Here is a 21,386-nt window from a genome sequence, read left to right as displayed (position 1 = left end):
CATTGGCGGTCACCAAACGGATCGGGGGTGGTTTCCGGTGCAGCCCGAGGAGCCCGAGCAGCCCATACCGAGCCCGAACCTGCGTCGTCGTCGCCTCGGCGGCGAGCTGAGGCGGCTGCGGGAACACGCCGGACTGACCGGTGAGCAGGTGATCGAACGGGTGAAGTGGGCGTCCGCGTCCAAGCTCTCCCGGCTCGAGAACGGGCGCAGTCGGCCGGGGGTCGGCGACGTGATGGACCTGCTCGACCTGTACGGCGTGACCGGCACCGAACGCGACGATCTGGTCGGCATCGCCCGCGACGCCGGCAACACCCGGGCCTTTCTCAACTCGTACGCGGTGATGACCAGCCTCCAACGGGCGTACGCCGAGTTGGAGGCTGGTTGCACCGAGATCCAGGAGTACGGCGCGGTGATCATCCCGGGCCTGTTGCAGACCTCCGCCTACGCGAAGGTGCGCATCCTCTCGGCGCGTCCGTTGGTGGAGATGGTCGACGAGCGGACCGCCGGGCGCCGGACGATCCTGCAGAAGGCGACCAACCACCGGACCGCCAACCAGAAGCGCAACGCCGACGACCCGGACACCGAGGTCGCGGCCCGGCAGTCCCGGCAGTCGATGCTGCTGCGCGAGAACGGGGCACCGAAGTACACCGCGGTGCTGGAGGAGGCGGCGGTCAGTCTGCGCTGCGGCCCGCCCGACGTGATGGTGGCGCAGCTGAAGCATCTGCTCACCATGGCGCAGCTGCCCAACGTCACCCTGCGGGTGCTGCCCCCCAACGCCACGGTGGCCTCCTGGTACCTGTCGGAGACCGCGTTCTCGATCTACCACTTCGCCGACCCGGAGGACCTGAGCGCGGTGGCGATCGAGACGCTCGCCGCCGACATGATCGTCAACGACGTGCCGGTGCTCGAACGGTACGGCCAGGTCTTCGACTGGCTCTGCGAGGCCGCCCGCAGCCCGCAGGAGTCGATCGACTGGCTCAGCGACGCCGTGGCCCGGCACGTCGCCGCCGGTGCCACCGAGCTCGACTCCGTACCCGACGGCGCCGACCCCTCCTCCCCCACCACCCCTGCCCCGCTGTCCCCGCCCGCTGCGGGCGGGGCAGGCCCCGGCCGACCGGCCGGGCCGCCGATCCAGCGTGGACCGCACGAGCGGACCACGCGCCGGACCGGCCAGGCGATCCCGGACTGACCGACGGTCCGCCCGCCCGGTCCGCTTGACCAGCAAGGAGCAGGAATGAACCCAGCAGATCAGTCCAGCGTGCGCGTCCCCGGTCCGACCCCGCCCGCCTGGCGCAAGAGCAGCCGCAGCCAGAGCACCAACTGCGTCGAGGTCGGGGCGATCGCGGGTCACCGCGCACCGGTGCTGATGCGCGACAGCAAGGACCGCAGCGGGCCGGTGCTGTCGTTCGACCGCACCACCTGGCGTGACTTCATCGACAGCGCCAAGGACGGCGAGTTCGACCTGGTCTGACCGCCGGCACCGGACGGCAGGTCGAGCCGGGTGGCCAGTGCCACCCCGACCCGGCTCGACCCGGCACCGCCTCGACCCCGGCACCGCCTCCACCGAACGGACATCGGGATCGATCCGTTCGTCAGGTTTGACCGGCCACCACAACGGGTTCTCCTCCTGCGGAGACAACCGATGGAATTTCCAGCAGGAGCTTGTCCCGACCTGAGCCATCGGCCGTCCTACCCAGGTCACCGGTTGCTCGGAGTCGTTCATGCGATACCTGATCGTCCGCACGGAGATCCGCGCGGTGGCACACGACGAACTCATCGCCGCGGTCCGCACCGGCCAACGCATTCGCGACGAGCGGACCGCACCCGAGCCACGCCGACAGACGGTCTGCGCGGAGAACCTCGAAGCGGCCATGCACCTGGCCCGCGCACTGTCCACCGTCGGTCCGGTCCGCTCCGGCCGGCAACGGGTGAAGGTGCTACCGGTCCCGCCGATCGGCTGACCGGCCGGGGTCCGGCGCGGTCTCCGCCACCCAGCTGCGGATCAGGAAAGCGGCGATCGACGCCGGTGGCGCGAACCGGACCCGGTACCCGTCGCCGGAATCGAGCCGCTCACCCGCCAGCCCGGCGGCCACCTCGGCCCGGGTGAACCAGCGCGCCCGGATGATCTCCTCCGGGTCCGGCCGCAGCCGCTGCTCCGGGTCGACCCGGCCGAGGTAGCCCAGCATCAAAGTGCCCGGGAACGGCCAGGACTGGCTGCCGACGTACCGCGTCGCGGTCAGCGTCAGACCCACCTCCTCGGCCACCTCGCGGGCGACCGCCGATTCGGCCGACTCGCCGGGTTCCACGAACCCGGCCAGGCAGGAGTAGAGCCGGCTGGACCCGTCCCCACGCCGGGCGTGGTGGTTGGCCAGCAGGCACCGCCCGTCCGGGCCGGAACCGCCGTCGGTCAACAACACGATCACCGCCGGATCGGTCCGAGGCCAGCTCCGCGTACCGGTGTCGTCCACCCGGGACCAGCCACCATCGGTCGCCCGGGTCGGCAGACCGGACGCCGCCGAGTAGCGGTGCCGGGCGTGCCAGCTGACCATCGCCGCGGCGGTGGTGAACAGCCCGGCGTCCCGGTCCGACAGCAGATGGCCGACCTCCCGGACGGTCACCGACCGCAGGCCCGGCTCAGCCACGGACGGCTCAGCCACGGACGGCTCAGCCACGGACGACGGTGGTACGGCGTCGACCGCGAAGACCGGAGTGCCGTCGTCGACCGTACCGATGAAAATGCGGTCGGTGACCTCGACGGCGGGTGCCTGGTCCGGGCGCACCAGCACCAGGGTGGTCCCGTCGGCGCCGTCACGCACCAGCGCCCGGCCACCCGCCGCGCCGTCCACCACCAGCACCAGCGAACGTGGCCAGGCCCGCGTCAACCACTGCGGATCCCGGCGGTACGGCGCCGCCCGGTCCATCGCGGCGCGGGCCAGCGGCGGCTGCGTACCGGCGATCGGCTGCGTACCGGCGGTCGGTCCGACGGAGGTGTCACCCGGCGGCATCGGGCACTGCCGCACCAGGCCCGACCACGCCGGTGGCCGACGCGTCGGACGTTTCGACCTCGGTCAACGCGGCGACCGGACCGGCGATCCGCGCGACGTCGCCGAGCACCACCCCCATCGTCAGCGCCGGCGCCAGGTAGCGGGTCGCGGCGGCCGCCACCTCGTCGCGGGTCGCCGAGGCAAGCCGCGCGGTGTGCTCGGCGAGAAACTCCAACGGCAGGCCGAACCCGGCGTAGGTGCTGGCCAGCCCGGCCAACCCGGCCTGCGTCGACATGCCCAGCTGCAGGCTGCCGACCGCGTACTGCCGGGCCTGTTCGAGCTCGTCGACGTCGGGCGGCAGCACCGCGAGTCGGCCCAGCTCGTGCAGGGTCTCCAGCAACGCGGGCGCGGTCACCTCGGTCGCCACGTCGGCGGCGAGCATCAGCGCCGATCCGGCCACCGAGTGTTCGACCATCGAGTACGGGCCGTAGCTGTAGCCCTTGTCCTCGCGGATGTTCTCTACCCAGCGGGACGAGAAGTAGCCGCCGAACACCATGTTGGCCAGCTGCAGGGCGGCGTGGTCCGGGTGCCGCCGGTCCACCGCCGGCAACGCGATCCGCATCGACGACTGTACCGACCCGGGCCGGTCGACCAGCAGCAACGGGGCCGGACGCGGCGCGGGCGCCGCCGGCAGCGTCAACTGCCGGCCACCGGCCGGCCAGCCACCGAGCACCTGCTCGGCGGTGTCCAACGCCCGGGCAGGTGACACGTCGCCGACCAGCACCAGGTGCGCCCCGGTCGGCCGGACCCGGTCGGCGTGCAGAGCGCGCAGCCCGGCCGGCCGGACGGAGCGGACCTGGTCCACCCCGGGCACCGATTCGGCGTACGGGTGCCGACCGTACATCCGCCGGGACAGCGCGGCGCGGGCCAGGTGCGCCGGCTGACTCAGCGCCACCTGGATCCGGTCGGCCAGCCGGGCCCGCTCGATGGCCACCTCGCCGGCCGGGTACGTCGCCCCGGTCAGCACCTCGCCGAGCAGTTCGAGCATCCGCCGCAGCCCGGTGACCAGCCCGGCACCGGCGACCAGCAGCCGGTCGGCGTCCACCCCGGCGGACAGACCGCCGCCGACCGCCTGCAGCTCGGCCGCCAACTCCACGCCGGACCGGTCGACGGTGCCGGAGAACAGGGTCTGCGACAGCACCGTCGCCCTGGCCAGCGGGGCCCGCGCGAACGGCACCCAGAGCCGGATCTCGACCAGCGGCACCGACGGCCGGCGGATGGCGATCACCCGCAGCCCGTTGTCCAGCGTCCGCTCGGCCACCTTGGGCAACGGCGGTCGACGGGTCGGTCCGAGCGGCGGCAACGGCCTCCGGGCGGGGGCGGCGGTCACTGGGCTCCTCCGGGGACGACCTCGATCGTGGCGCGGCGGTGCGGGCGCAGGGTGGCGGCGGCCGCACGGACCTGCGCCTCGGTGACCGTGCCGAGCATCCGCGGCAACTCGTTGAGCAGCTCGGGGGTGCCCCGCTGCTGCTCCAGCACCGCCATCCGCAGCCCTCGGCCGAGCACCGCGTCGGTGTCGCGCAGCAGGTGGGTGGCCATCCGGGCCTGCACCCGGGCCAGTTCGCCCCGGGCGAAGCCGTCGACGGCGAGCCGGTCGAGCTCCTCGTCGACCGCGCCGAGCACCTTGTCGACGTCGCCGCCGGGCGGCAGGTGCGCCTGCAGGACCAACGCCGACGGGTCCCGTACGTCGAACGGCTCCCCCTCGAACGACAGGTAGCCGCCGAGGCTGGTCACCGTACGGTCGCCACGCACCAGCCGCTCCACCAGCCGGGCCGCGTCACCATCGGTGAGCACCTCGGCGAGCACCACGTACGGCAGGTAGCCGGCCAGGTCGTCGACCGGGTCCGGCACCCGCCAGGCGGCGGCCACCGCCGGCAGCGGAGCCAGCGGATCGGGGTACGTGGTGCGCCGCTCGGTGGTCAGGTCCGGCTCGGCGAAGCTGGGACGGGCCGGCGCCGGCCGGGCCGGGACGTCCCCGAAGTGCCGCTCGATCAGGCCGGTCGCGGCGGTGACGTCGAAGTCACCGGCCACGGCGAGCACCGCGTTGCCGCTGGCGTAGTAGCGGGTGAAGAACTCGGCCGCCTCCCCGACGGTGGCGCTGTCCAGATCCTCGAAGGAACCGTAGCCGTCGTGCGCGTTGGGGAAGGTGTCGAACAGCACCGGCGGCAGCCGCAGCCAGGGAAATCCGCCGTACGGCCGGTTGAGCACGTTGACCCGGATCTCCTCCTTGACCACGTCGACCTGGTTGCGCAGGTTCTCCTCGGTCAACTGCGGACCGCGCATCCGGTCGGCCTCCAGGAACAGCGCCCGCTCCAACGCGTTGCTCGGCAGCACCTCGTAGTAGTCGGTGTAGTCCAGGTGGGTGCTGCCGTTGAAGGTGCCGCCGGAGCCCTGCACGTGGCGGAAGTGCGCCAGCTTCTCCAGGTTCGCCGAACCCTGGAACATCAGATGCTCGAACAGGTGCGCGAACCCGGTACGCCCCGGCGGCTCGGACCGGATCCCGACGTCGTAGACGACCGCGACGCCGACCACCGGCGCGCTGCGGTCGGGCGCCAGGACCACCCGCAGGCCGTTGGGGAGGGTGAACCGCTCCACCGGGTACGCGGTCGCCGGGATCCGCACTGTACGCGCCACGCACCGACCCTAACCTGTCGTCGACAGTCCTCGGCGCACCGCCGGATCATTCGACGCGTACGGATGCGTACAGGTCGTCGACCACCCAGTCGAGCTGGCGGTGGGTGCCGGGAATGGAGACGAACAGCACCGCGGCGGTCGGGCGTCCGACGTCGATACAGGCGACCGCCACCAGTTCGTCGGTGGCCTGCAGGCCGGGCTGGGTGAAGTGCAGCCGGAACACGGTAAGCCAGGCGGGTCGCCCACCGATCGGGGTCCGCTCGTCGCGGATCAGGTCCATCCGGTTGGGCTGCGGGTAGTACTCGGCACGGACGTCGGCGGCCACCTGCCGGCCGACGCACTCCAGGTCGAGGGAGAGCGCGTCGTTGTCGGCGGCCGGCACGGCGGCGGACAGGATCGAGGCGTGGTAGTCGCTGAACCCGTTGTAGTCCGCCTCGGTCACAAAGTGCTGCCCCACTTTGTACGGCACCTGCAGCGCCCCGGCGTTCCACACCGTCGACCACGGCCGCCACGGTTCGCCGTACTCGGTGTACGAGATGCCGGCGTCCGGGTCGACGGTACGCGGCCCGGTCGGTTCGGGCAGCGCGGGAGCCGGCGTCGGGTCGGCCGGCGAGGGTTGCCCGCCCGGTCCGCCACTGGGGCCGGGGCAGAGCTGGGCCAGCGGCGGCCGGACATCCGGCGGCGGGTCCGGGCTGCCGAACGGGTCCGGGTTGCCGCTGAGCACCAGCACCAGCACGGCGACCAGTCCACCGGCGAGCACCACGGCGGCGGCACCGCCGAACCACCACAGTCGTACCCCGTCCCGGCCGCCGCGCCGTGGGTCGGTCGGCGGTGGCCCCGACCCCCCGGCACCCGGGCCGGTCGGCGGCCCGGCCGGTGGGCCCGCACCGGCACCGGCGGCCGGGTACGGGCGGCCAGACCGGGTGACCGGCCCGGCGGACCAGTCCACGGCGGTCCCGGACGTTGACCGGTCAGACGGCAGCGGAGCAGACATCTCTCCTAGTGAAGCACTCGACGGCGGGAAAACCGGCAGCGCCCCGACCGGTCCGGTGGATCAGCGCGGGGCCGCTTCGATGTCGGTGGACCGTACCGGCGGGTCGGGTGCGTGCAGTTCGACGACGACCGGCCCGGCGCCGGCGGTCGGACCGGTGTACCAGGGAGTGACGACAGAGGCCAGGGCCAGCAGCACGCCGAGCATCGCGACGCCGACGACGAGCAGGATCTCCCTCGTCGCGCTGGTCTCGGCTGTCATCTCCACCCGACCTCTCTGCCCGGGGGCGTCCCGGCGGCCGTGCCTCGTCCGCCACGGAAAGGATCCCGGCGGCGGGCGCGACGTGCAGTCAGCCATCGGACGAAAAGCGTGGATGTCTCGCGGATGCCGCCGCCCGTACGGACGACCCTGCTCATCCGTACGGGCGTCACTGTCCGTCGACACCGGCGGCTCCGCTAGAACGTACGGCCGGCCGCGACGACGAACGGACGGCGGACGGCGCGGCTACCGGCTCCGTCGCAGGCGTCAACCGGTCCGGCACCGGGTAGAGGGACCCACATGCCTGTCGGCACCACGGCTCACCGGGGAGAGTGGTGCCGGACGGACCCACCATGCGGAGGAGACACCAGTGACGGACCATCTGGCGGAGATCAAAGCGCTGCCAGTGCCCGAACTCACCGACGGCTATCCGGCCATCGCCGACCACGGCCTGATCGGCGACGGCCAGACCGCCGCGCTGGTCGGCGTGGACGGCACCGTACGGTGGCTCTGCCTGCCGAGATTCGACGGCCCGGCGCTGTTCGCGGCACTGCTCGACGCCGAACGGGGCGGTGCCTGGACGCTGCGGCCGGCCGGCCTGCGCGCCGTCCGGCAGGAGTACCTGCCGGACACCGCCGTACTGCGTACCGAACTGCACACCGCCACCGGACGCCTGGAGATCCGCGACGCGTTGCTGATCACCGCCGCGTCCAGCGAGCCGGCGGACGAGCCGGCCGACGGGACCGGCGGGCGGCCCGACGGGGCCGGACCGGTCAGCGACCGGCCGCTCGGCACCGAGCTCGGGGCGGCCTGCGGCGAGCTGGGCCGCCTGGTCACCGTCATCGACGGCACGGTCGACCTGGAGATCGGACTGACCGGCCGGGGCGGGCTGCGGACCACTCCCACCGCCGAGGAGATCGGCATCGAGTTCCTGGCCGGGGACGGCGGCCGGCTGCGGCTGACCGCCAGCCGGCCGGTACCCGGCCTGGACCGGCTGGCCGGCCGGATCCGGTTGACCGCCGGCGACCGGCTCGGCCTGGTGCTGCGCTGGGCGCAGGGTCCGACCCGGCACCGCGACGCCGATCAGCTCGCCGCCGCGCTGGACCGCACCGCTGCGGCCTGGCGGACCTGGAGCCGCCAGATCAACTACGCCGGCCGGCACGCCGACCTGGTCCGCCGCAGCGCCATCACGCTCAAGCTCTGCGACGATCACGACAGCGGGGCGGTGGTCGCCGCCCCCACGTCGTCGCTGCCGGAGGCGATCGGCGGCCGCCGCAACTGGGACTACCGGTTCACCTGGGTACGCGACGCCGCGTACACCGTCTACGCGCTGCGCCGGATCGGGATGGCCGCCGAAGCCGAGTCGTTCCTGTCCTGGGTGCTGCAGGCCTGCACCCGCGACGGCCGACCACACGTGCTCTACACCCTGGACGGCACCCGGCCGGCCCCCGAACGGATCGACCCGGACCTGTCCGGCTACCGCGGTTCCCGGCCGGTGCGCTGGGGCAACGCGGCGGCCGATCAGATCCAGCACGACGTGTACGGCGAGATCCTCGACTGCGCCTGGCAGTGGGCCCGGGCCGGCGGTGCGGTCGACGACCGGCGCTGGTCCCGGCTGACCCGGCTGGGCCGCTCGGCGTTGCAGCACTGGCGTACCCCGGACCACGGCATCTGGGAGATCCGCCACGAGGGCCGCCCGTTCACCTACTCGGTGGCGATGTGCCAGGTGGCGGCGGACCGGATGGCCCGGCTGGCGACCGCCACCGGCCGACGCGACGAGGTCGAGCCGTGGCGGCGGGCGGCCGAGGAGATCCGCTCGGCGTTGCTGGCCGAGGCGTGGGACGACGACAACGGGCACTTCACCGAGCACCTCGGCCAGCCCGGCACCGTCGACGCCAGCCTGCTCGCCCTGCCGCTGCGCCGGGTGGTCGACCCCGCCGATCCCCGGATGGTCGCCACCGTCGACGCCGTCCAGCAACGCCTCGGCGCCGGCGGCGACCTGCTCTACCGCTACCTGCCGGCCGAGTCGCCGGACGGGGTCGGCGGCGGCGAGGGAGCCTTCCTGCTCTGCTCCTTCTGGTGGGTGGACAACCTGGCCGGCAGCGGCCAACTGGACCGGGCCCAGGAACTGTTCGAACAGCTCTGCGGCCGAGTGAACCACGTCGGGTTGCTGCCCGAGCAGATCGACCCCGCGACCGGCGCCTTCCTGGGAAACTTCCCGCAGGCGTTCAGTCACATCGGGCTGATCAGCAGCGCGGTCAACCTGGCCCGGTACGGAAGGATGCGGACGTGACAGCGAACGTGATCGTGCTCGGCGCCACCGGCGACCTCACCACCCGTTATCTGTTGCCCGGCCTGGCCCAGCTGCGCGAGCTCGGCCGGCCGGCCGGCGGGATGCGACTGATCGGGGTGGCCCGCGACGAGCTCGACGACCGTGGCTTCCGGCACCGGGTGAGCGCCGCGCTGCGCGAACACGCCCCCGAGGTGGCGAGCCGGGCCCGCAGCGAACTCGCCGAGACGGCCAGCTACGTCCACGGTGACGTGACCGACCCGGAGGTGCTGGCGACGGCGCTGGGGATCGCCCGGAACGGCGAGCGGGCCAGTCACGGCGACGACGCCGTGGTGGTCTACCTGGCCCTGCCGCACCGGTTGTTCGAGCCGGTCGCGATCGCGCTGGGCCGCTGCGACCTGCCGGCCGGCATCCGGCTGGTGGTGGAGAAGCCGTTCGGCGAGGACCTGGCCAGCGCCCGGCGGCTGAACACGGTGCTGCACCAGGTGCTGCCGGACGACCGGGTGTTCCGGGTGGACCACTTCCTGGCCAAGCAGACCGTGCTGAACCTGCTCGGGCTGCGGTTCGCCAACCGGGTGCTGGAGCCGCTGTGGAGCAACACGCACATCACCGGGGTCGACATCGTCTTCGACGAGACGGTCGACGCGGAAGGTCGGTCCAGCTACTACGACCACGCCGGCGCGCTGCGCGACATGGTGCAGAACCATCTGCTGCAGCTGCTGACCCTGGTCGCGATGGAGCCGCCGCTGACCGTCGACCCGGCCGACCTGGCGGTGCGCAAACTGGACGTGCTGCGGGCGGTCCGCCCGATCCGGGCCGCCGACGTGGCCGCCTGCACGGTACGCGGTCGGTACACCGCCGGGGTGGTCCAGGGCCGGCGCGGCGAGCAGAAGGTGGCCAGCTACGTCGACGGCGCCGGGGTCGACCCGGCCCGAAACACCGAGACGTACGCCGAACTGACCGTCCACATCGACAACTGGCGGTGGTCGGGAGTGCCGTTCAAGCTGCGTACCGGCAAGGCGTTGGCCGCCGACCGGCGCGAGATCGTGATCCGGTTCGCCGACGTGCCACACGCGATCTTCACCGGCCGGAACAGCCCGTGCAACGAGCTGCGGCTGCAACTCGACCCGGACCGGATGTCGCTGCGGCTCAACGTCAACGGCATCGGCGACCCGTTCGAACTGGAGCCGGTCGAGATGGTCACCGAACTGGCCCGGCAGGCACCGAGCCCGTACGGGCAGCTGCTGCTGGCCATCATCGAAGGTGACACCCGGCTCAGCGCCCAGGCGCAGGAGGCCGAGGAGAGCTGGCGGATCATCGAACCGGTGCTCGCCGGCTGGGCGCAGGGTCGGACACCGCTACGTGACTATCCGGCCGGCAGCACCGGCCCACGGCTCTGACCGGCCGGACCGTCTCCGGGTCCCGGTCGGGCCGGACCGCATCGGGGTCCGGCCCGGTCCGGGCCTGATCCGGGTCTGCCGGTCAACGGGCCGCCGGACGGCGGGCCGGGCGACGCCGGCCGCCCGGACGGCGCCCGGGGCGCCGACCGGTACCGGTGCCGCCGGCGGTGCCGGCCGGAGTGTTCTTCGCCGCCGCGGCCCGGGTCGGCGTGGGCAGCGTGACCGGCACCCCGGACGGGGTGCGGGCGCCGGTGACCCGGGCCAGCTCCGTGTCCGCCGGGCCGACCGAGCTGCGCTGTGGACGGATCTTCGCGGCGGCCATCAGGCGGTCCATGTCCCGCCGCTGCTCGGGCAGGACCAGGGTGGCCACCACGCCGGCGGCACCGGCCCTGGCGGTACGCCCGCCCCGGTGCAGGTAGTCCTTGTGGTCCGCCGGCGGGTCGACGTTGAGCACCAGGTCGAGGTCGTCGATGTGGATGCCGCGGGCCGCGACGTCGGTGGCGACCAGCGCGGTGACCTGACCGGTCTTGAACTGCTCCAGGATGCGGTTGCGCTGCCCCTGGGACTTGCCGCCGTGCAGGGCGGCCGCCCGTACCCCGCTGGCGAGCAGCTGGCGGGCCAGCCGGTCGGCACGGTGCTTGGTGCCGATGAACATGATCACCCGGCCGTCCCGGGCGGCGATGGCCGCCGTGGTCGCCGGCTTGTCGGCGGCGCTGACGTGCAACAGGTGGTGGCTCATCGCGCCGACGGTGGCGGTGGACGGGTCGACCTGGTGTGACACCGGGTCGGTGAGGAACTCGCGGACCAGCCGGTCCACCCCACGGTCCAGGGTGGCCGAGAAGAGCATCCGCTGCCCGCCCGGCGCGACCTTGCGCAGGATCATGGTGACCTGCGGCAGGAAGCCCATGTCGGCCATCTGGTCGGCCTCGTCGAGCACCGCCACGGTGACGTCGTCGAGCTGGCACGCGCCCCGGTTGACCAGGTCGTTGAGCCGGCCCGGGGTGGCGACGACGATTTCCGCGCCGGAGCGCAGCGCGTCGGCCTGGCGTTGGATCGACAGGCCGCCGACGACGGTGACGCAGCGCAGCCGCACCGCCCGGGCATACGGTTCCACCGCGGCTGTCACCTGCTGGGCCAGCTCACGGGTGGGGACCAGGACCAGGGCCAGTGGCCGGCCGGGGCGGGCGCGTCGCCCGGCGGTACGGGCCACCAGCGGCAGCCCGAAGGCGAGGGTCTTGCCGGAGCCGGTGCGGCCGCGGCCGAGGACGTCGCGGCCGGCCAACGAGTCGGGCAGCGTCGCCGCCTGGATGGGGAACGGCTCGTTGATGCCGTTCGCGGTCAACGCGGCGAGCAGGCTCGCCGGCACACCGAGGTCGGCGAACGAGGGCGTCTGGGCGTGAAGAATCGTGGTGGTGCTCATCTGACCGGATCGGCCTTCCGCTAGCTAGGTGGCACGTAGCGAGGAAGGCGCCGGGCGACGAAGGTCGCCAGCAGCGGGTCACAAGCACGAACCAGGGTGGGACTTGCTGCGGTCCGGCTCCCGCCGCCGAGCGGCGGGAGCCGGACCGTTCGTACCGAACAGCTCAGAGCGGGCGGATGTTGGCCGCCTGCGGGCCCTTCTGGCCCTGGGTGATCTCGAACTCGACCCGCTGGTTCTCGTCCAGGCTCCGGTAGCCGGAGGACTGGATGGCGGAGAAGTGGGCGAACACGTCGGCACCGCCCTCATCCGGGGTGATGAAACCAAAACCCTTGTCCGCGTTGAACCACTTGACGGTGCCTACTGCCATGTAACTCTTCTCCTTGATGGAACGATCGGACCCGAGACTGCCTGCGGGCCGATGTGAGATCCGCGCTTCCTACGCGGACCGGCGTCGCGGTGCTGATCGCCCCATCCGGAACAGAGCCCGGACACAACAAAGAGCGCCTGGGCCGAGACCCCACAGGCGCTCGCACTGTCACTGTGACCGGCCGGCCGGCGGGTAGCACCGGGGGCGGCACGGGGAACCAATACTGCAACAGCGTCAGGCTATCACGAATCCGGCGCGTCACCCAGCAACGGCAGATCGCTGATCAGCTTCGCCAGCCCGGCCCGGTCCAGCAGGTCCGCCGGGCGCACGGTGACGCCGTCGCGCACGTAGTGGAACGCCGCCCGGACCTGCTCCACCGGCACCCCGGCCAGGTCCGCCCAGGCCAGCCGGTACGCGGCGAGCTGCACCGCCGCCGCGGCCTCGGCCACCCCGGTCGGTTGCCGGCCGGTCTTCCAGTCGACCACGTCGTAGCGGCCACCCGGGCCGGCGAACACCGCGTCCATCCGGCCACGGACCACCACCCCGGAGATCACCGTGGCGAACGGCACCTCCACCTCGACCGGCACCCGGCCGGCCCACTCGCTGGCCAGGAACCGCTCCTGCAGCTCCAACAGGGCGTCATCGGGTGCGGCGTCGGCGTCGGCGGCACCGGGCAACTCGTCGACATCCAACAGCCGGTCCGCGCCGAAGCGCTGCTCCAGCCAGGTGTGGAACGCCGTCCCCCGGCGGGCGTACGGGTCCGGTCGACCGGGCAGCGGCCGGCGCAGCGTGCGGGCCAGCCCGAACCGGTCCCGGCGCAGGGCCACCAGCTGCGACACCGACAACTGGTCCGGCAACGGCACGTCCACCGGCCCGACCCCGTGGGCCAGCCGGTCCCGCTCGGCGAGCAGGATCCGGGCCTCCGCCCACCACCCCGCCGAGGGCTGATCGTCCGGCGGGTCGACCGGCCGGTCCATCGCCTGGCGGACCAGGTTCGCCGCCTCCGCCATCCGGGGCCGCTGCGCGCCCAGCGGGTCGGCCGGCCACTCGGCCCGTACCGTCACCTCGTCGATGGGGTTCGCCGCACCCGGCAGCGGCTCCGGCGCCCAGTGGTCCACCACCCCCGCGCCGGCCAGGCAGTCGTCGTGGATCTCCTTGAGGAACACCGACGGTCCGCGGTGCCGTTTCACCCCGGCGCCCCACCAGTAGCCGGAGCAGAGCAGCAGCCGGCGCGGCCGGGTGACCGCCACGTACGCCAGCCGCCGCTCCTCCCGCTCGTCGTGCTCGCGCCACCGCTTACCGAACTCGGTCAGCTCCCGCTCGACCGCCTTCTGGTCCTCGGCGTCGTCGAGGTCCAGCGCCGGCAGGCCGTCCGCGTCGCCGCGCAACGGGAACGGCAGCACCCCGAGGCCGTACAGGTAATGGTCCGAGCCACGCACCGCGCCCGGCCAGACGTCGCGGGTCAGCCCGGCCACCGCCACCACGTCCCACTCCAGGCCCTTGGCGGCGTGCGCGGTGAGGATCTGCACCGCGCCGGACACCACGTCGATCTCGCCGGGGCTCAGCCCGCGTTCCTCGTCCTCGGCGGCGTCCAGGAACGCCAGGAACGCCGACAGGGTCGCGGTGTCCGACTCACCGGCGAACCGGGCCGCGACGTCGCCGAGCGCGTCCAGGTGCCCGCGGGCCAGCCCGGCGTCACCGCCGCCGGCCCCGCCGGCCCGCACCGCCACCTCCACGTCCAGGCCGGTGGTCCGCTCGACGTCGGCGATCAGGTCCGGCAACGACTGGTCCAGGCGTTGCCGCAGCAGGGCCAGCTCCCGGCCGTACCCGCGCAGCCGGGCGTAGCCCTCCGCCGAGTACAGCTGGGCCGGCCCCGGATCGGCCAACGCCTCGACCAGGCTGGCCTCGTCGAGCCGGTCGACGACGATCTCCGGCTCGGCCGCCCCGGCCCGGGGCAGCTCCCGCCGGGCGTCGGCGATCGCCCGGGCCCGCCGGTGCAGCGCCACCAGGTCCCGGGGACCGATCCGCCACCGGGCCCCGGTCAGCAGCCGCAGCAGCGCCGCGCCGTCGGTCGGATCGGCCAGCACGCGCAGCGTACTGACGACGTCGCGGACCTCCGGGGTGTCCAGCAGGCCGCCGAGACCGACCACCTCGACCGGCAGGCCGCGGGCCCGCAGCGCCGCCTCGACCGCCGGGATCTGGCTGCGCACCCGGACCAGCACCGCGCTGGTCGGCCGGGCGTCGACCGGGATCTCGTCGCCGCGACCCGGCTCGACGCCGGCCGCCCCCCGCCAGGCCGCCAACATGCCGTCGGCGATCCACTCGGCCTCGTCGAGCACCGTGTCCAGCAGCGCGCAGTGCACCGTCGCGGCCGGCGCGCCCCGGGCGGTACGGCCCGGGATCGGCGGGGCGACCTTCGCGGCGGCGGCCAGCGCCGCCACCCGGGCCCCGGCGGTCCGCAGCGGGCCGGACAGCTGGTTGGCGACGCTGAGGATCTCCGGCCGGTTACGCCAACTGGTGGTCAGCGTCAGCGACCGGGCCGGGGTGCCGTCGGCGCGGGCGAACTCGCCGGGGAACCGGTCCAGGGTGCCGGCGCTCGCCCCGCGCCAGCCGTAGATCGACTGGCACGGGTCACCGACCGCGACCACCGGATGCCCGCCGCCGAACAGCGACCGCAGCATCACCACCTGGGCGTGGCTGGTGTCCTGGTACTCGTCGAGCAGCACCACCCGGTAGCGGTCCCGCTCCAACTCGCCCACCGCCGGATGGTCCCGGGCCACCTGCGCCGCCCGGGACATCTGGTCGGCGAAGTCCATCGCCTCGAAATCGGCCTTGCGCTGCTGGTACGCCCGGACCAGCGGCAGCAGGCGCAGCCGGATCTGCTGGATGGTCAGCGCCCGCCGCACGTCGGCGTACACCCGGCCGGGCCGGGACTGCACCTCGGCGAAGAACCGGCCGGTCCAGCCGGCCAGCTGGTCCGGGGTGACCAGGTGCTCGGCCAGCTCCCCGGCGAGCGCCAGCACCGCGTCGGTGACCGTGCCCGGCGCCCGGTCCACCTCGGACATGTCGCCGTCGTAGTTGCGGACCAGGAAGTCGACGATCTGCCAGCGGGACGCCTCGGTGAGCAGCCGGGCCGACGGCTCGTACCCGGCCCGCAGCCCGTGTTCGGTGACCACCCGGGCGGCGTACGAGTGGTAGGTGGCCACCATCGGCTCGCCGGCCAGCGGATCCTCCTCCGCCCGGCGACCCTGCCGGCCGAGCTGGCGGACCAGCTGCCCGAGCCGGGTCCGGATCCGGTGGGCCAGCTCACCGGCGGCCTTACGGGTGAAGGTGAGGCCGAGCACCTGCTCCGGGCGTACCTGGTCGTTGGCGACCAGCCAGACCACCCGGGCGGCCATCGTCTCGGTCTTGCCGGACCCGGCCCCGGCGACCACCAGCAGCGGCTCCACCGGGGCGGCGATGATCGCCGCCTGCTCCGGGGTCGGTGGCGGCAGTTTCAGCAGCCGGGACAGCTCCTGCGGGGTGTAGCGGGGCCCGGCGTCGGGGCGGCGGCGCGGCGGCGGCGCGGCGGCGAACAGCGACTGCTGGGTCATCCGTGCTCCCCGGGTGGCTCGGCGGCCGGCGGCCCGCCCGAGGTTGGCCCGCCGGCCGGCGGCTCGACGACCTGCCGGCCCTTGCCGGAGACCGGGCAGCTGGTCTTCACCGGGCAGACCCGGCAGCTGGAGTTGGCCACCGCGGAGAACGTCGACGCGGCCATCGTCTGGGCGGTACGGCGGACCATCGCGCTCGCCCAACCGGCGTCGTCGGTGTCGGCCAGCGGCTCCTGCTGCTGCTCCTTCGCCTCCTTCACCGGGGTACCGAGCTGGACCAGCGCCGCGCCACCGGCGTCGTCGCCGTACTCGGCGAACGCCCCCGCCTCGACCGCCGCCTGGTAGGCGCCGAGCTGCGGATGCTCGGCCAGCTCGGCGGCGGTGACCGAGGTCGACTTGCCGGTCTTGAGGTCGATCACCACCAGCCGGCCGTCGGCGTCGATCTCCAACCGGTCCACCCGGCCGGTCAGCTCCACCGGCTGCCGCGGGTCGTCCAGCCGTACGGTGAACTCGTGCTCGATGGCGAGCAGCCGACGCGGGTTGCTGGCCAGCCAGCGCAGCAGCTTGTCGACCATGCCTTCGGCGCGGGCCAGCTCCGGGCCGGCCATCCAGCGGGCGGCCAGGTCGATGGCGTCGAACCGGGCGGCGACGTACTCCAGCAGTTTCGCCCGGTCGACGCTGGCGTCCTCGGCGAGCATCGCCGCCGCGTGCACCAGGTTGCCGACGCCGGCCGCCGCGCTCGGCTCGCCCCGGCCGCCGTGCCGCTCCAACAGCCAGCGCAGGCTGCACCGCAGCGCGCTCTCCATGGTCGACGGGGTGACCCGGACCGGTTCGCCCTCGTCGACCAGCGGCCGGTCGTCGGAGAGCGGCCGCAGCCCCCACCAGTCATCCGGGTGGGCACCGGGCACCCCGGCGACCGCCAGCCGGCCGAGCACCGCGGCCGCCTCCTGCCGGCGCTGCGGCTGCGCCGTCTGGTCGGCTACCACGGTACGCAGCTCGGCGACCAGCGCCGGCAGGGTGAGCGACCGGGGCGGCCGGCCGACCGGCAGGGTCGGCAGCTCCTCGCCGTCGGCGTCCACCGTCGACACGCCCAGCTCGTGCAGGAACCGGCTCGGCTGTTCCTCGTGGTCCAGCCCGCCGACCCCGGCGGAGGCGACCGCGGTGACCAGCAGCCGCCGGCGGGCCCGGGTCACCGCCACGTAGAACAGCCGCCGCTCCTCGTCGAGCAGCGCCGACGTCTGCGCGACCAGCGACGCGGTGAGCCCGGCACCGTCGACCCGGCCGGTCAGCACGTCGACCAGCCGTTCCGAACCGAGCAGGCTGCCGCGCAGCCGCAGGTCCGGCCAGACGCCCTCCTGCACCCCGGCGACCGCCACCACGTCCCATTCCAGGCCTTTCGCGGCATGCGCGGTGAGTAGCCGGACCGCCTCGCCGCGATCGCCGCTCGGCGCCAGTGTGTCGGCCGGCAGCTGCTGGCCGAGCACATGGTCGAGGAAGACCTCGGTGCGGGCACCCGGCAGCCGGTCGACGAACCGGGCAGCCGCGTCGAACAGCGCCATCACCGCGTCGAGGTCCCGGTCCGCCGCAGCCGCCCGCCACCGCGCCCCGGCGTCGGTCACCCCACCGACCGGTACGGTGCCGGCCGGCCCGGCCGGGGTCCGGCCGCGCAGAATCGCGCCGAACCACCGGTCGGCCAGCCCGCTGGTCTGCCACACCGCCCAGAGCACATCCTCGGCGGTCGCACCCGGCCGGGCCGCAGTGTCCCGGGCGGTGGCCAGCAGCGCCGCGACCGCCTGCGCCGGTGCCGCCCAGCGGCGTTCGATCGCGGCCAGCTCCGCCGGATCCCGCAACGCGTCGACCAGCAACTCACCGGAGGGACGGCGGTCACCGGCGGCCAGCGCCAGGGCCCGCAGCCCTTGCCGCAGCCGCCGCTCGGCCAGCGGGTCCGCCCCGCCCAGCGGGGAGTGCAGCAGGGCGACCGCCGCCTCCTCGTCCAGTCGGTCCGGCTCCAACGCGCAGCGCAGCAGCAACAGCAGGGGCGCCACCGCCGGCTGCCGGTGCAGCGGCAGGTCCTCGGCGTGCACCACGGTCGGCACGCCGGTGACGTGCAGCGCCCGCTGCAGCGGCGGCAGCTGCAGCGTGGTCGAGCGCACGATCACCGCCATCCGGGACCACGGCACCCCGTCGATCAGATGCGCCACCCGCAGCGCATGCGCCAGGTAGCCGGCCTCGCTGGTCGACGAGCGGAACACCCGTACCGCCACGGCGTCGCCGCTGTCGGCCGTCGCGCCGGTGTCCGGGGCGGGGCGCAGGTCGCGGTGGCCGGCCGGGCCGCGCAGCCGCCGGGCCACCCGGGCGGTGGCCGCCAGCAGCTCCGGGTCGGTGCGGTAGCAGACCGGCAGCAGGATCTGCCGGGCGGGAGCGCCCGAGGCGGTCCGGAACCGGTGCCCGAACGCCGGCACGATGCCCGGATCGGCACCCCGGAACGCGTACGTCGAGGAGTCCGGGTCGGCGAACGCGACCAGCGGCCGCCCGCCACCGGCGATCAGACCGAGCAGCTCGACCTGCGCCGGGTCCGTGTCGGCCAGCTCGTCGACGTAGACGTAGGACAGCCGGCCTCGTTCGGCCTCCAGCAGCGGCGGATCGTCGGTGAGCAACCCGGTGGCGGCCCGGACCAGCTCGGCGTGGTCGTAGCCGATCGAGCCCCGGTTGCTGACGTCGCGCAGCGCGAGGACCGCGACGTACTGGCGCAGGAAGCGGGCCGCCGCCGGCCAGTCGGCCCGGCCCAGCCGTTCACCGAGCCGGGCCAGCTCGACCGGCCCGACACCGCGTTCGGTGGCCCGCTGCAGCAGGTCTCGCAGCTGGGTGGCGAACGCCCTGGTGGGTAGGGCGGCGCGCAGCTCCGGCGGCCAGCCGACCGGGTCGCCGATCTGGTCACCGGTCTGATCGCCGGCCGGTCCGGTGGAGCCGGTGTTGGCGGCCGGGCCGTCCGGGCCGACGGCCCCCGGCTGTGGGCCGGCCACGTCCAACAGCTCGCGGATGATCAGATCCTGCTCGGGGCCGGTGAGCAGCCGCGGCGACGGCTCGCCCCGTTCGGCGGCGGCCCGGCGCAACAGGCCGAACGCGTAGCCGGGAAACGTGCGTACCAGGGGTTCGTGCAGCACCCGCCGGGAGCCGGCGGCGATCGCCGCCTCGATCCGCCGGCGCAGTGCCACGGCGGCCCGCCGGTTGAAGGTGAGCACCAGGATCCGCTCCGGGTCGGTCCCCTCGGCGACCCGGGCGGCGACCGCGTCGACCAGGGTGCTGGTCTTGCCGGTCCCCGGACCGCCGACGACCAGCAGCGGCCCGTCGGTGTGCGCGACCACCGCCTGCTGCGCGGGGTCGTCGAAGCGCGCCGGCTCGGCCTGCGCCGGCCGGCGGACCAGCCGGTACGCCTGCACGCCGCTCATCTCACCACGACGATGGGACAGCTGTCGGCAGCCGGGTGGCCGGCACGCCGGGAGGTGGGCACACCGGACGGCGCGGACCCGGTCAACCTAACCGGGCCTCGATCTCGTCCAGCGCCGCCGGCACCGAATCGACGACGATCAGCATCTCCCGGGCCGACCGCCCGACGAAAGCCGTCTCCGCCAACGCCGTCAGCCAGTCCAGCAGCCCTTGGTAGAAGCCGTCGGTGTCGACCAGCACCACCGGTTTGCGGTGCAGCCCGAGCACCGCCGTGGTCCACACCTCGAACAGTTCGTCCAGGGTGCCGAGGCCGCCGGGGAGGGTGACGAACGCATCCGACTTTTCGATCATCAGCGTCTTGCGGCTGGCCATCCCGTCGGTGACGACGAGTTCGTCGGAGTGGGTGTCGGCCACTTCCAGGTCGACCAGCGACTGCGGGATCACCCCGAGGGTCCAGCCGCCGCCGGCCCGGGTACCGTCCGCGAGCGCACCCATCATGCCGACACAGCCGCCGCCGGAGACCAGGGTGTGCCCACGTCGGGCCAGCTCCCGCCCGGTCTCGGCGGCCAGGTCGAGCCACCGCTGCTCGAGAGTGCGCGACGAGGCGCAGAAGACTCCGATCGCGGCCATCCGTGCTACTCCTCTCCTTCCGCCGGCCGGTGGTACCCGGCCGGTGCCCGTTCGCCGGCCTGCCGCTCGGCCTCGATCTGGGCGTGCGCCGTCTGACGCAGCGCCGTCTGCTCGGCGGCGAGTGCGGCGTCCGCGTCGACGATGTGCCGTACCGCCTCGGCGACCTCGTCGGTCAGGCAGAGCAGGTCGAGGTCGGCGTCGCCGATCCGCCCCTGCGCCTGCATCGTGTCACGCAGCCAGTCGACCAGTCCGGACCAGTACCCGGTGCCCATCAGCACCACCGGGAACCTGGTCACCTTGCCGGTCTGCACCAGGGTGAGCGCCTCGAACAACTCGTCCATGGTGCCGAACCCGCCGGGCAGCACCACGAACGCCTGGGCGTACTTGACGAACATGGTCTTGCGGGCGAAGAAGTAGCGGAAGTTGATGCCGACCTCCACCCATTCGTTGATGCCCTGCTCGAACGGCAATTCGATGCCGAGCCCCACCGACACGCCGCCGGCTTCGGTGGCACCCCGGTTGGCCGCCTCCATCACACCGGGACCGCCGCCGGTGATCACGGCGTAGCCGGCACCGGCGAGCGCCCGGCCCAGTTCTTCGGCGAGCCGGCATTCAGGGCTGTCCGGCGCGCTGCGGGCCGACCCGAAAACACTGACAGCCGGCGGCAGATCAGCGAGAGTGTCGAACCCTTCGACGAACTCCGACAGGATTCGCAGCGCCCGCCAGGAATCCTTGGTCTTCCATTCGCCACGGGCCCGTGAATCGAGCAGACCCTGATCGGCGGTGCTGCGGCGGACCGCTTCCCGGCGCAGGGTCACCGCGCCCCGGTGCCGCTCCGACCCCGGTTCGTCGGGTGTCGGGCCGACCCGGTCCGGTCCCGGTCGGGATTGGTCGTCTGGCGCGCGATAGTTGTTCGACTGGTCCATCTGGACAACCGTAGTGGGCGGCGTGCCGTGCTTGACGTGGCCGCCCGCGCGTGTCCAGTGCGGACGCCGAACCGCCCCGCTGCGGCACTCACCCGGCCCACGACGAAAAAGGTGATGTCAATCTTGCGTCAAGTGCAACCAAATCGGCTGCGGCTACGTCTCCATTAACAGATACTGGGTGCGCCGGACGGTGGGGAGGACGCCGTCACGGCACCTTCGGGGGGAGGAGTAGTCATGATGACACGTAGCGAACTCATCCGGGTCCGGCGGCAGATGCACCGCCGGATCCGTGTCGTGGTGGCCGAGCGCCGGGTTGCCGGCGGGCGAGCGCTTCCGGCTGAGCCGGTGGACGACGCCGTCGAGCAGGAGCCGGCACTGCTGCGGTGATC

At 73.8% G+C, this 21,386-nt stretch carries 17 protein-coding genes; 6 read left to right on the top strand and 11 right to left on the bottom strand.

Annotation, left to right across the window (positions count from 1 at the left end; all coding sequences use genetic code 11):
• The first annotated feature begins 37 nt into the window (after positions 1-37).
• The 3 genes from O7629_RS02310 to O7629_RS02300 all read left to right on the top strand — a co-directional run bounded on the left by O7629_RS02310 (position 38) and on the right by O7629_RS02300 (position 1,961).
• A complete protein-coding gene (locus tag O7629_RS02310; RefSeq protein ID WP_278167194.1) occupies positions 38-1,189 on the top strand; it encodes a helix-turn-helix transcriptional regulator in 1,152 nt (383 codons plus the stop codon).
• Positions 1,190-1,234: 45 nt separating this feature from the next.
• Positions 1,235-1,471 carry a DUF397 domain-containing protein gene (locus O7629_RS02305; RefSeq protein ID WP_278167193.1) on the top strand — a complete coding sequence of 79 codons (237 nt, stop codon included), beginning with the start codon at positions 1,235-1,237 and terminating at the stop codon, positions 1,469-1,471.
• Between the two features lie 250 nt (positions 1,472-1,721).
• Complete coding sequence (locus O7629_RS02300; protein ID WP_278167192.1) at positions 1,722-1,961, top strand: hypothetical protein; 240 nt, start codon at positions 1,722-1,724, stop codon at positions 1,959-1,961.
• On the opposite strand, the gene nudC is transcribed toward O7629_RS02300, so the two are convergent.
• The 5 genes from nudC to O7629_RS02275 form a co-directional block, all read right to left on the bottom strand.
• Complete coding sequence (gene nudC / locus O7629_RS02295; RefSeq protein ID WP_278174366.1) at positions 1,938-2,921, bottom strand: NAD(+) diphosphatase; 984 nt, start codon at positions 2,919-2,921, stop codon at positions 1,938-1,940. The two genes, O7629_RS02300 and nudC, sit on opposite strands and share 24 nt — an antisense overlap.
• A 70-nt stretch (positions 2,922-2,991) precedes the next feature.
• On the bottom strand, positions 2,992-4,374 hold the full coding sequence (locus O7629_RS02290; RefSeq protein ID WP_278167191.1) for a pitrilysin family protein: 1,383 nt from the start codon (positions 4,372-4,374) through the stop codon (positions 2,992-2,994).
• Entirely contained in the window at positions 4,371-5,678 is a 1,308-nt protein-coding gene (locus O7629_RS02285) for a pitrilysin family protein (protein WP_278167190.1), read from the bottom strand. Before O7629_RS02285 ends, O7629_RS02290 begins: the two co-directional genes overlap by 4 nt.
• 46 nt (positions 5,679-5,724) lie before the next feature.
• Positions 5,725-6,672 carry a hypothetical protein gene (locus tag O7629_RS02280; protein ID WP_278167189.1) on the bottom strand — a complete coding sequence of 316 codons (948 nt, stop codon included), beginning with the start codon at positions 6,670-6,672 and terminating at the stop codon, positions 5,725-5,727.
• A 60-nt stretch (positions 6,673-6,732) separates the two neighbouring features.
• A complete protein-coding gene (locus tag O7629_RS02275) occupies positions 6,733-6,930 on the bottom strand; it encodes a hypothetical protein (protein WP_278167188.1) in 198 nt (65 codons plus the stop codon).
• Between the two features lie 367 nt (positions 6,931-7,297).
• Between O7629_RS02275 and O7629_RS02270 the strand changes: the two genes are divergently transcribed.
• Entirely contained in the window at positions 7,298-9,220 is a 1,923-nt protein-coding gene (locus O7629_RS02270) for a glycoside hydrolase family 15 protein (RefSeq protein WP_278167187.1), read from the top strand.
• Positions 9,217-10,617, top strand: coding sequence for a glucose-6-phosphate dehydrogenase (locus O7629_RS02265; RefSeq protein WP_278167186.1), 1,401 nt, complete (start codon positions 9,217-9,219; stop codon positions 10,615-10,617). Before O7629_RS02270 ends, O7629_RS02265 begins: the two co-directional genes overlap by 4 nt.
• Positions 10,618-10,699: 82 nt before the next feature.
• On the opposite strand, the gene O7629_RS02260 is transcribed toward O7629_RS02265, so the two are convergent.
• The 6 genes from O7629_RS02260 to O7629_RS02235 form a co-directional block, all read right to left on the bottom strand.
• On the bottom strand, positions 10,700-12,037 hold the full coding sequence (locus tag O7629_RS02260; RefSeq protein ID WP_278167185.1) for a DEAD/DEAH box helicase: 1,338 nt from the start codon (positions 12,035-12,037) through the stop codon (positions 10,700-10,702).
• 163 nt (positions 12,038-12,200) lie between these two features.
• The gene (locus tag O7629_RS02255) at positions 12,201-12,404 is read right to left on the bottom strand and encodes a cold-shock protein (RefSeq protein WP_123605346.1); all 204 of its coding nucleotides are present in this window, start codon (positions 12,402-12,404) and stop codon (positions 12,201-12,203) included.
• Between the two features lie 242 nt (positions 12,405-12,646).
• On the bottom strand, positions 12,647-15,997 hold the full coding sequence (locus tag O7629_RS02250) for a UvrD-helicase domain-containing protein (protein ID WP_278167184.1): 3,351 nt from the start codon (positions 15,995-15,997) through the stop codon (positions 12,647-12,649).
• The gene (locus tag O7629_RS02245) at positions 15,994-19,443 is read right to left on the bottom strand and encodes an ATP-dependent DNA helicase (protein WP_278167183.1); all 3,450 of its coding nucleotides are present in this window, start codon (positions 19,441-19,443) and stop codon (positions 15,994-15,996) included. The genes O7629_RS02250 and O7629_RS02245 overlap by 4 nt, the downstream gene beginning before the upstream one ends.
• Before the next feature lie 82 nt (positions 19,444-19,525).
• On the bottom strand, positions 19,526-20,071 hold the full coding sequence (locus O7629_RS02240) for a TIGR00730 family Rossman fold protein (RefSeq protein ID WP_278167182.1): 546 nt from the start codon (positions 20,069-20,071) through the stop codon (positions 19,526-19,528).
• 5 nt (positions 20,072-20,076) lie between these two features.
• Positions 20,077-20,997, bottom strand: coding sequence for a TIGR00730 family Rossman fold protein (locus O7629_RS02235; protein ID WP_278167181.1), 921 nt, complete (start codon positions 20,995-20,997; stop codon positions 20,077-20,079).
• Positions 20,998-21,234: 237 nt separating this feature from the next.
• Here O7629_RS02235 and O7629_RS02230 point away from each other — a divergent pair, with 237 nt between their 5' ends.
• Entirely contained in the window at positions 21,235-21,384 is a 150-nt protein-coding gene (locus tag O7629_RS02230; protein ID WP_278167180.1) for a hypothetical protein, read from the top strand.
• The last annotated feature ends 2 nt before the right edge of the window (positions 21,385-21,386 follow it).

The organism is Solwaraspora sp. WMMD792 (assembly GCF_029626105.1).
Taxonomy (GTDB): Bacteria; Actinomycetota; Actinomycetes; order Mycobacteriales; family Micromonosporaceae; genus Micromonospora_E.
The sequence above is the reverse complement of the archived record's forward strand: the minus strand, read 5'-3'. Positions and strand labels throughout refer to the sequence as shown.

Excerpts from the sequence above, each read along its gene's own strand:
- O7629_RS02240 (WP_278167182.1), bottom strand. The coding sequence starts at position 20,071 with ATGGCCGCGATCGGAGTCTTCTGCGCCTCGTCGCGCACTCTCGAGCAG.
- O7629_RS02230 (WP_278167180.1), top strand. The coding sequence starts at position 21,235 with ATGACACGTAGCGAACTCATCCGGGTCCGGCGGCAGATGCACCGCCGG.
- O7629_RS02300 (WP_278167192.1), top strand. The coding sequence starts at position 1,722 with ATGCGATACCTGATCGTCCGCACGGAGATCCGCGCGGTGGCACACGAC.
- O7629_RS02235 (WP_278167181.1), bottom strand. The coding sequence starts at position 20,997 with ATGGACCAGTCGAACAACTATCGCGCGCCAGACGACCAATCCCGACCG.
- O7629_RS02255 (WP_123605346.1), bottom strand. The coding sequence starts at position 12,404 with ATGGCAGTAGGCACCGTCAAGTGGTTCAACGCGGACAAGGGTTTTGGT.
- nudC (WP_278174366.1), bottom strand. The coding sequence starts at position 2,921 with ATGGACCGGGCGGCGCCGTACCGCCGGGATCCGCAGTGGTTGACGCGG.
- O7629_RS02260 (WP_278167185.1), bottom strand. The coding sequence starts at position 12,037 with ATGAGCACCACCACGATTCTTCACGCCCAGACGCCCTCGTTCGCCGAC.
- O7629_RS02275 (WP_278167188.1), bottom strand. The coding sequence starts at position 6,930 with ATGACAGCCGAGACCAGCGCGACGAGGGAGATCCTGCTCGTCGTCGGC.
- O7629_RS02280 (WP_278167189.1), bottom strand. The coding sequence starts at position 6,672 with ATGTCTGCTCCGCTGCCGTCTGACCGGTCAACGTCCGGGACCGCCGTG.
- O7629_RS02245 (WP_278167183.1), bottom strand. The coding sequence starts at position 19,443 with ATGAGCGGCGTGCAGGCGTACCGGCTGGTCCGCCGGCCGGCGCAGGCC.
- O7629_RS02305 (WP_278167193.1), top strand. The coding sequence starts at position 1,235 with ATGAACCCAGCAGATCAGTCCAGCGTGCGCGTCCCCGGTCCGACCCCG.
- O7629_RS02250 (WP_278167184.1), bottom strand. The coding sequence starts at position 15,997 with ATGACCCAGCAGTCGCTGTTCGCCGCCGCGCCGCCGCCGCGCCGCCGC.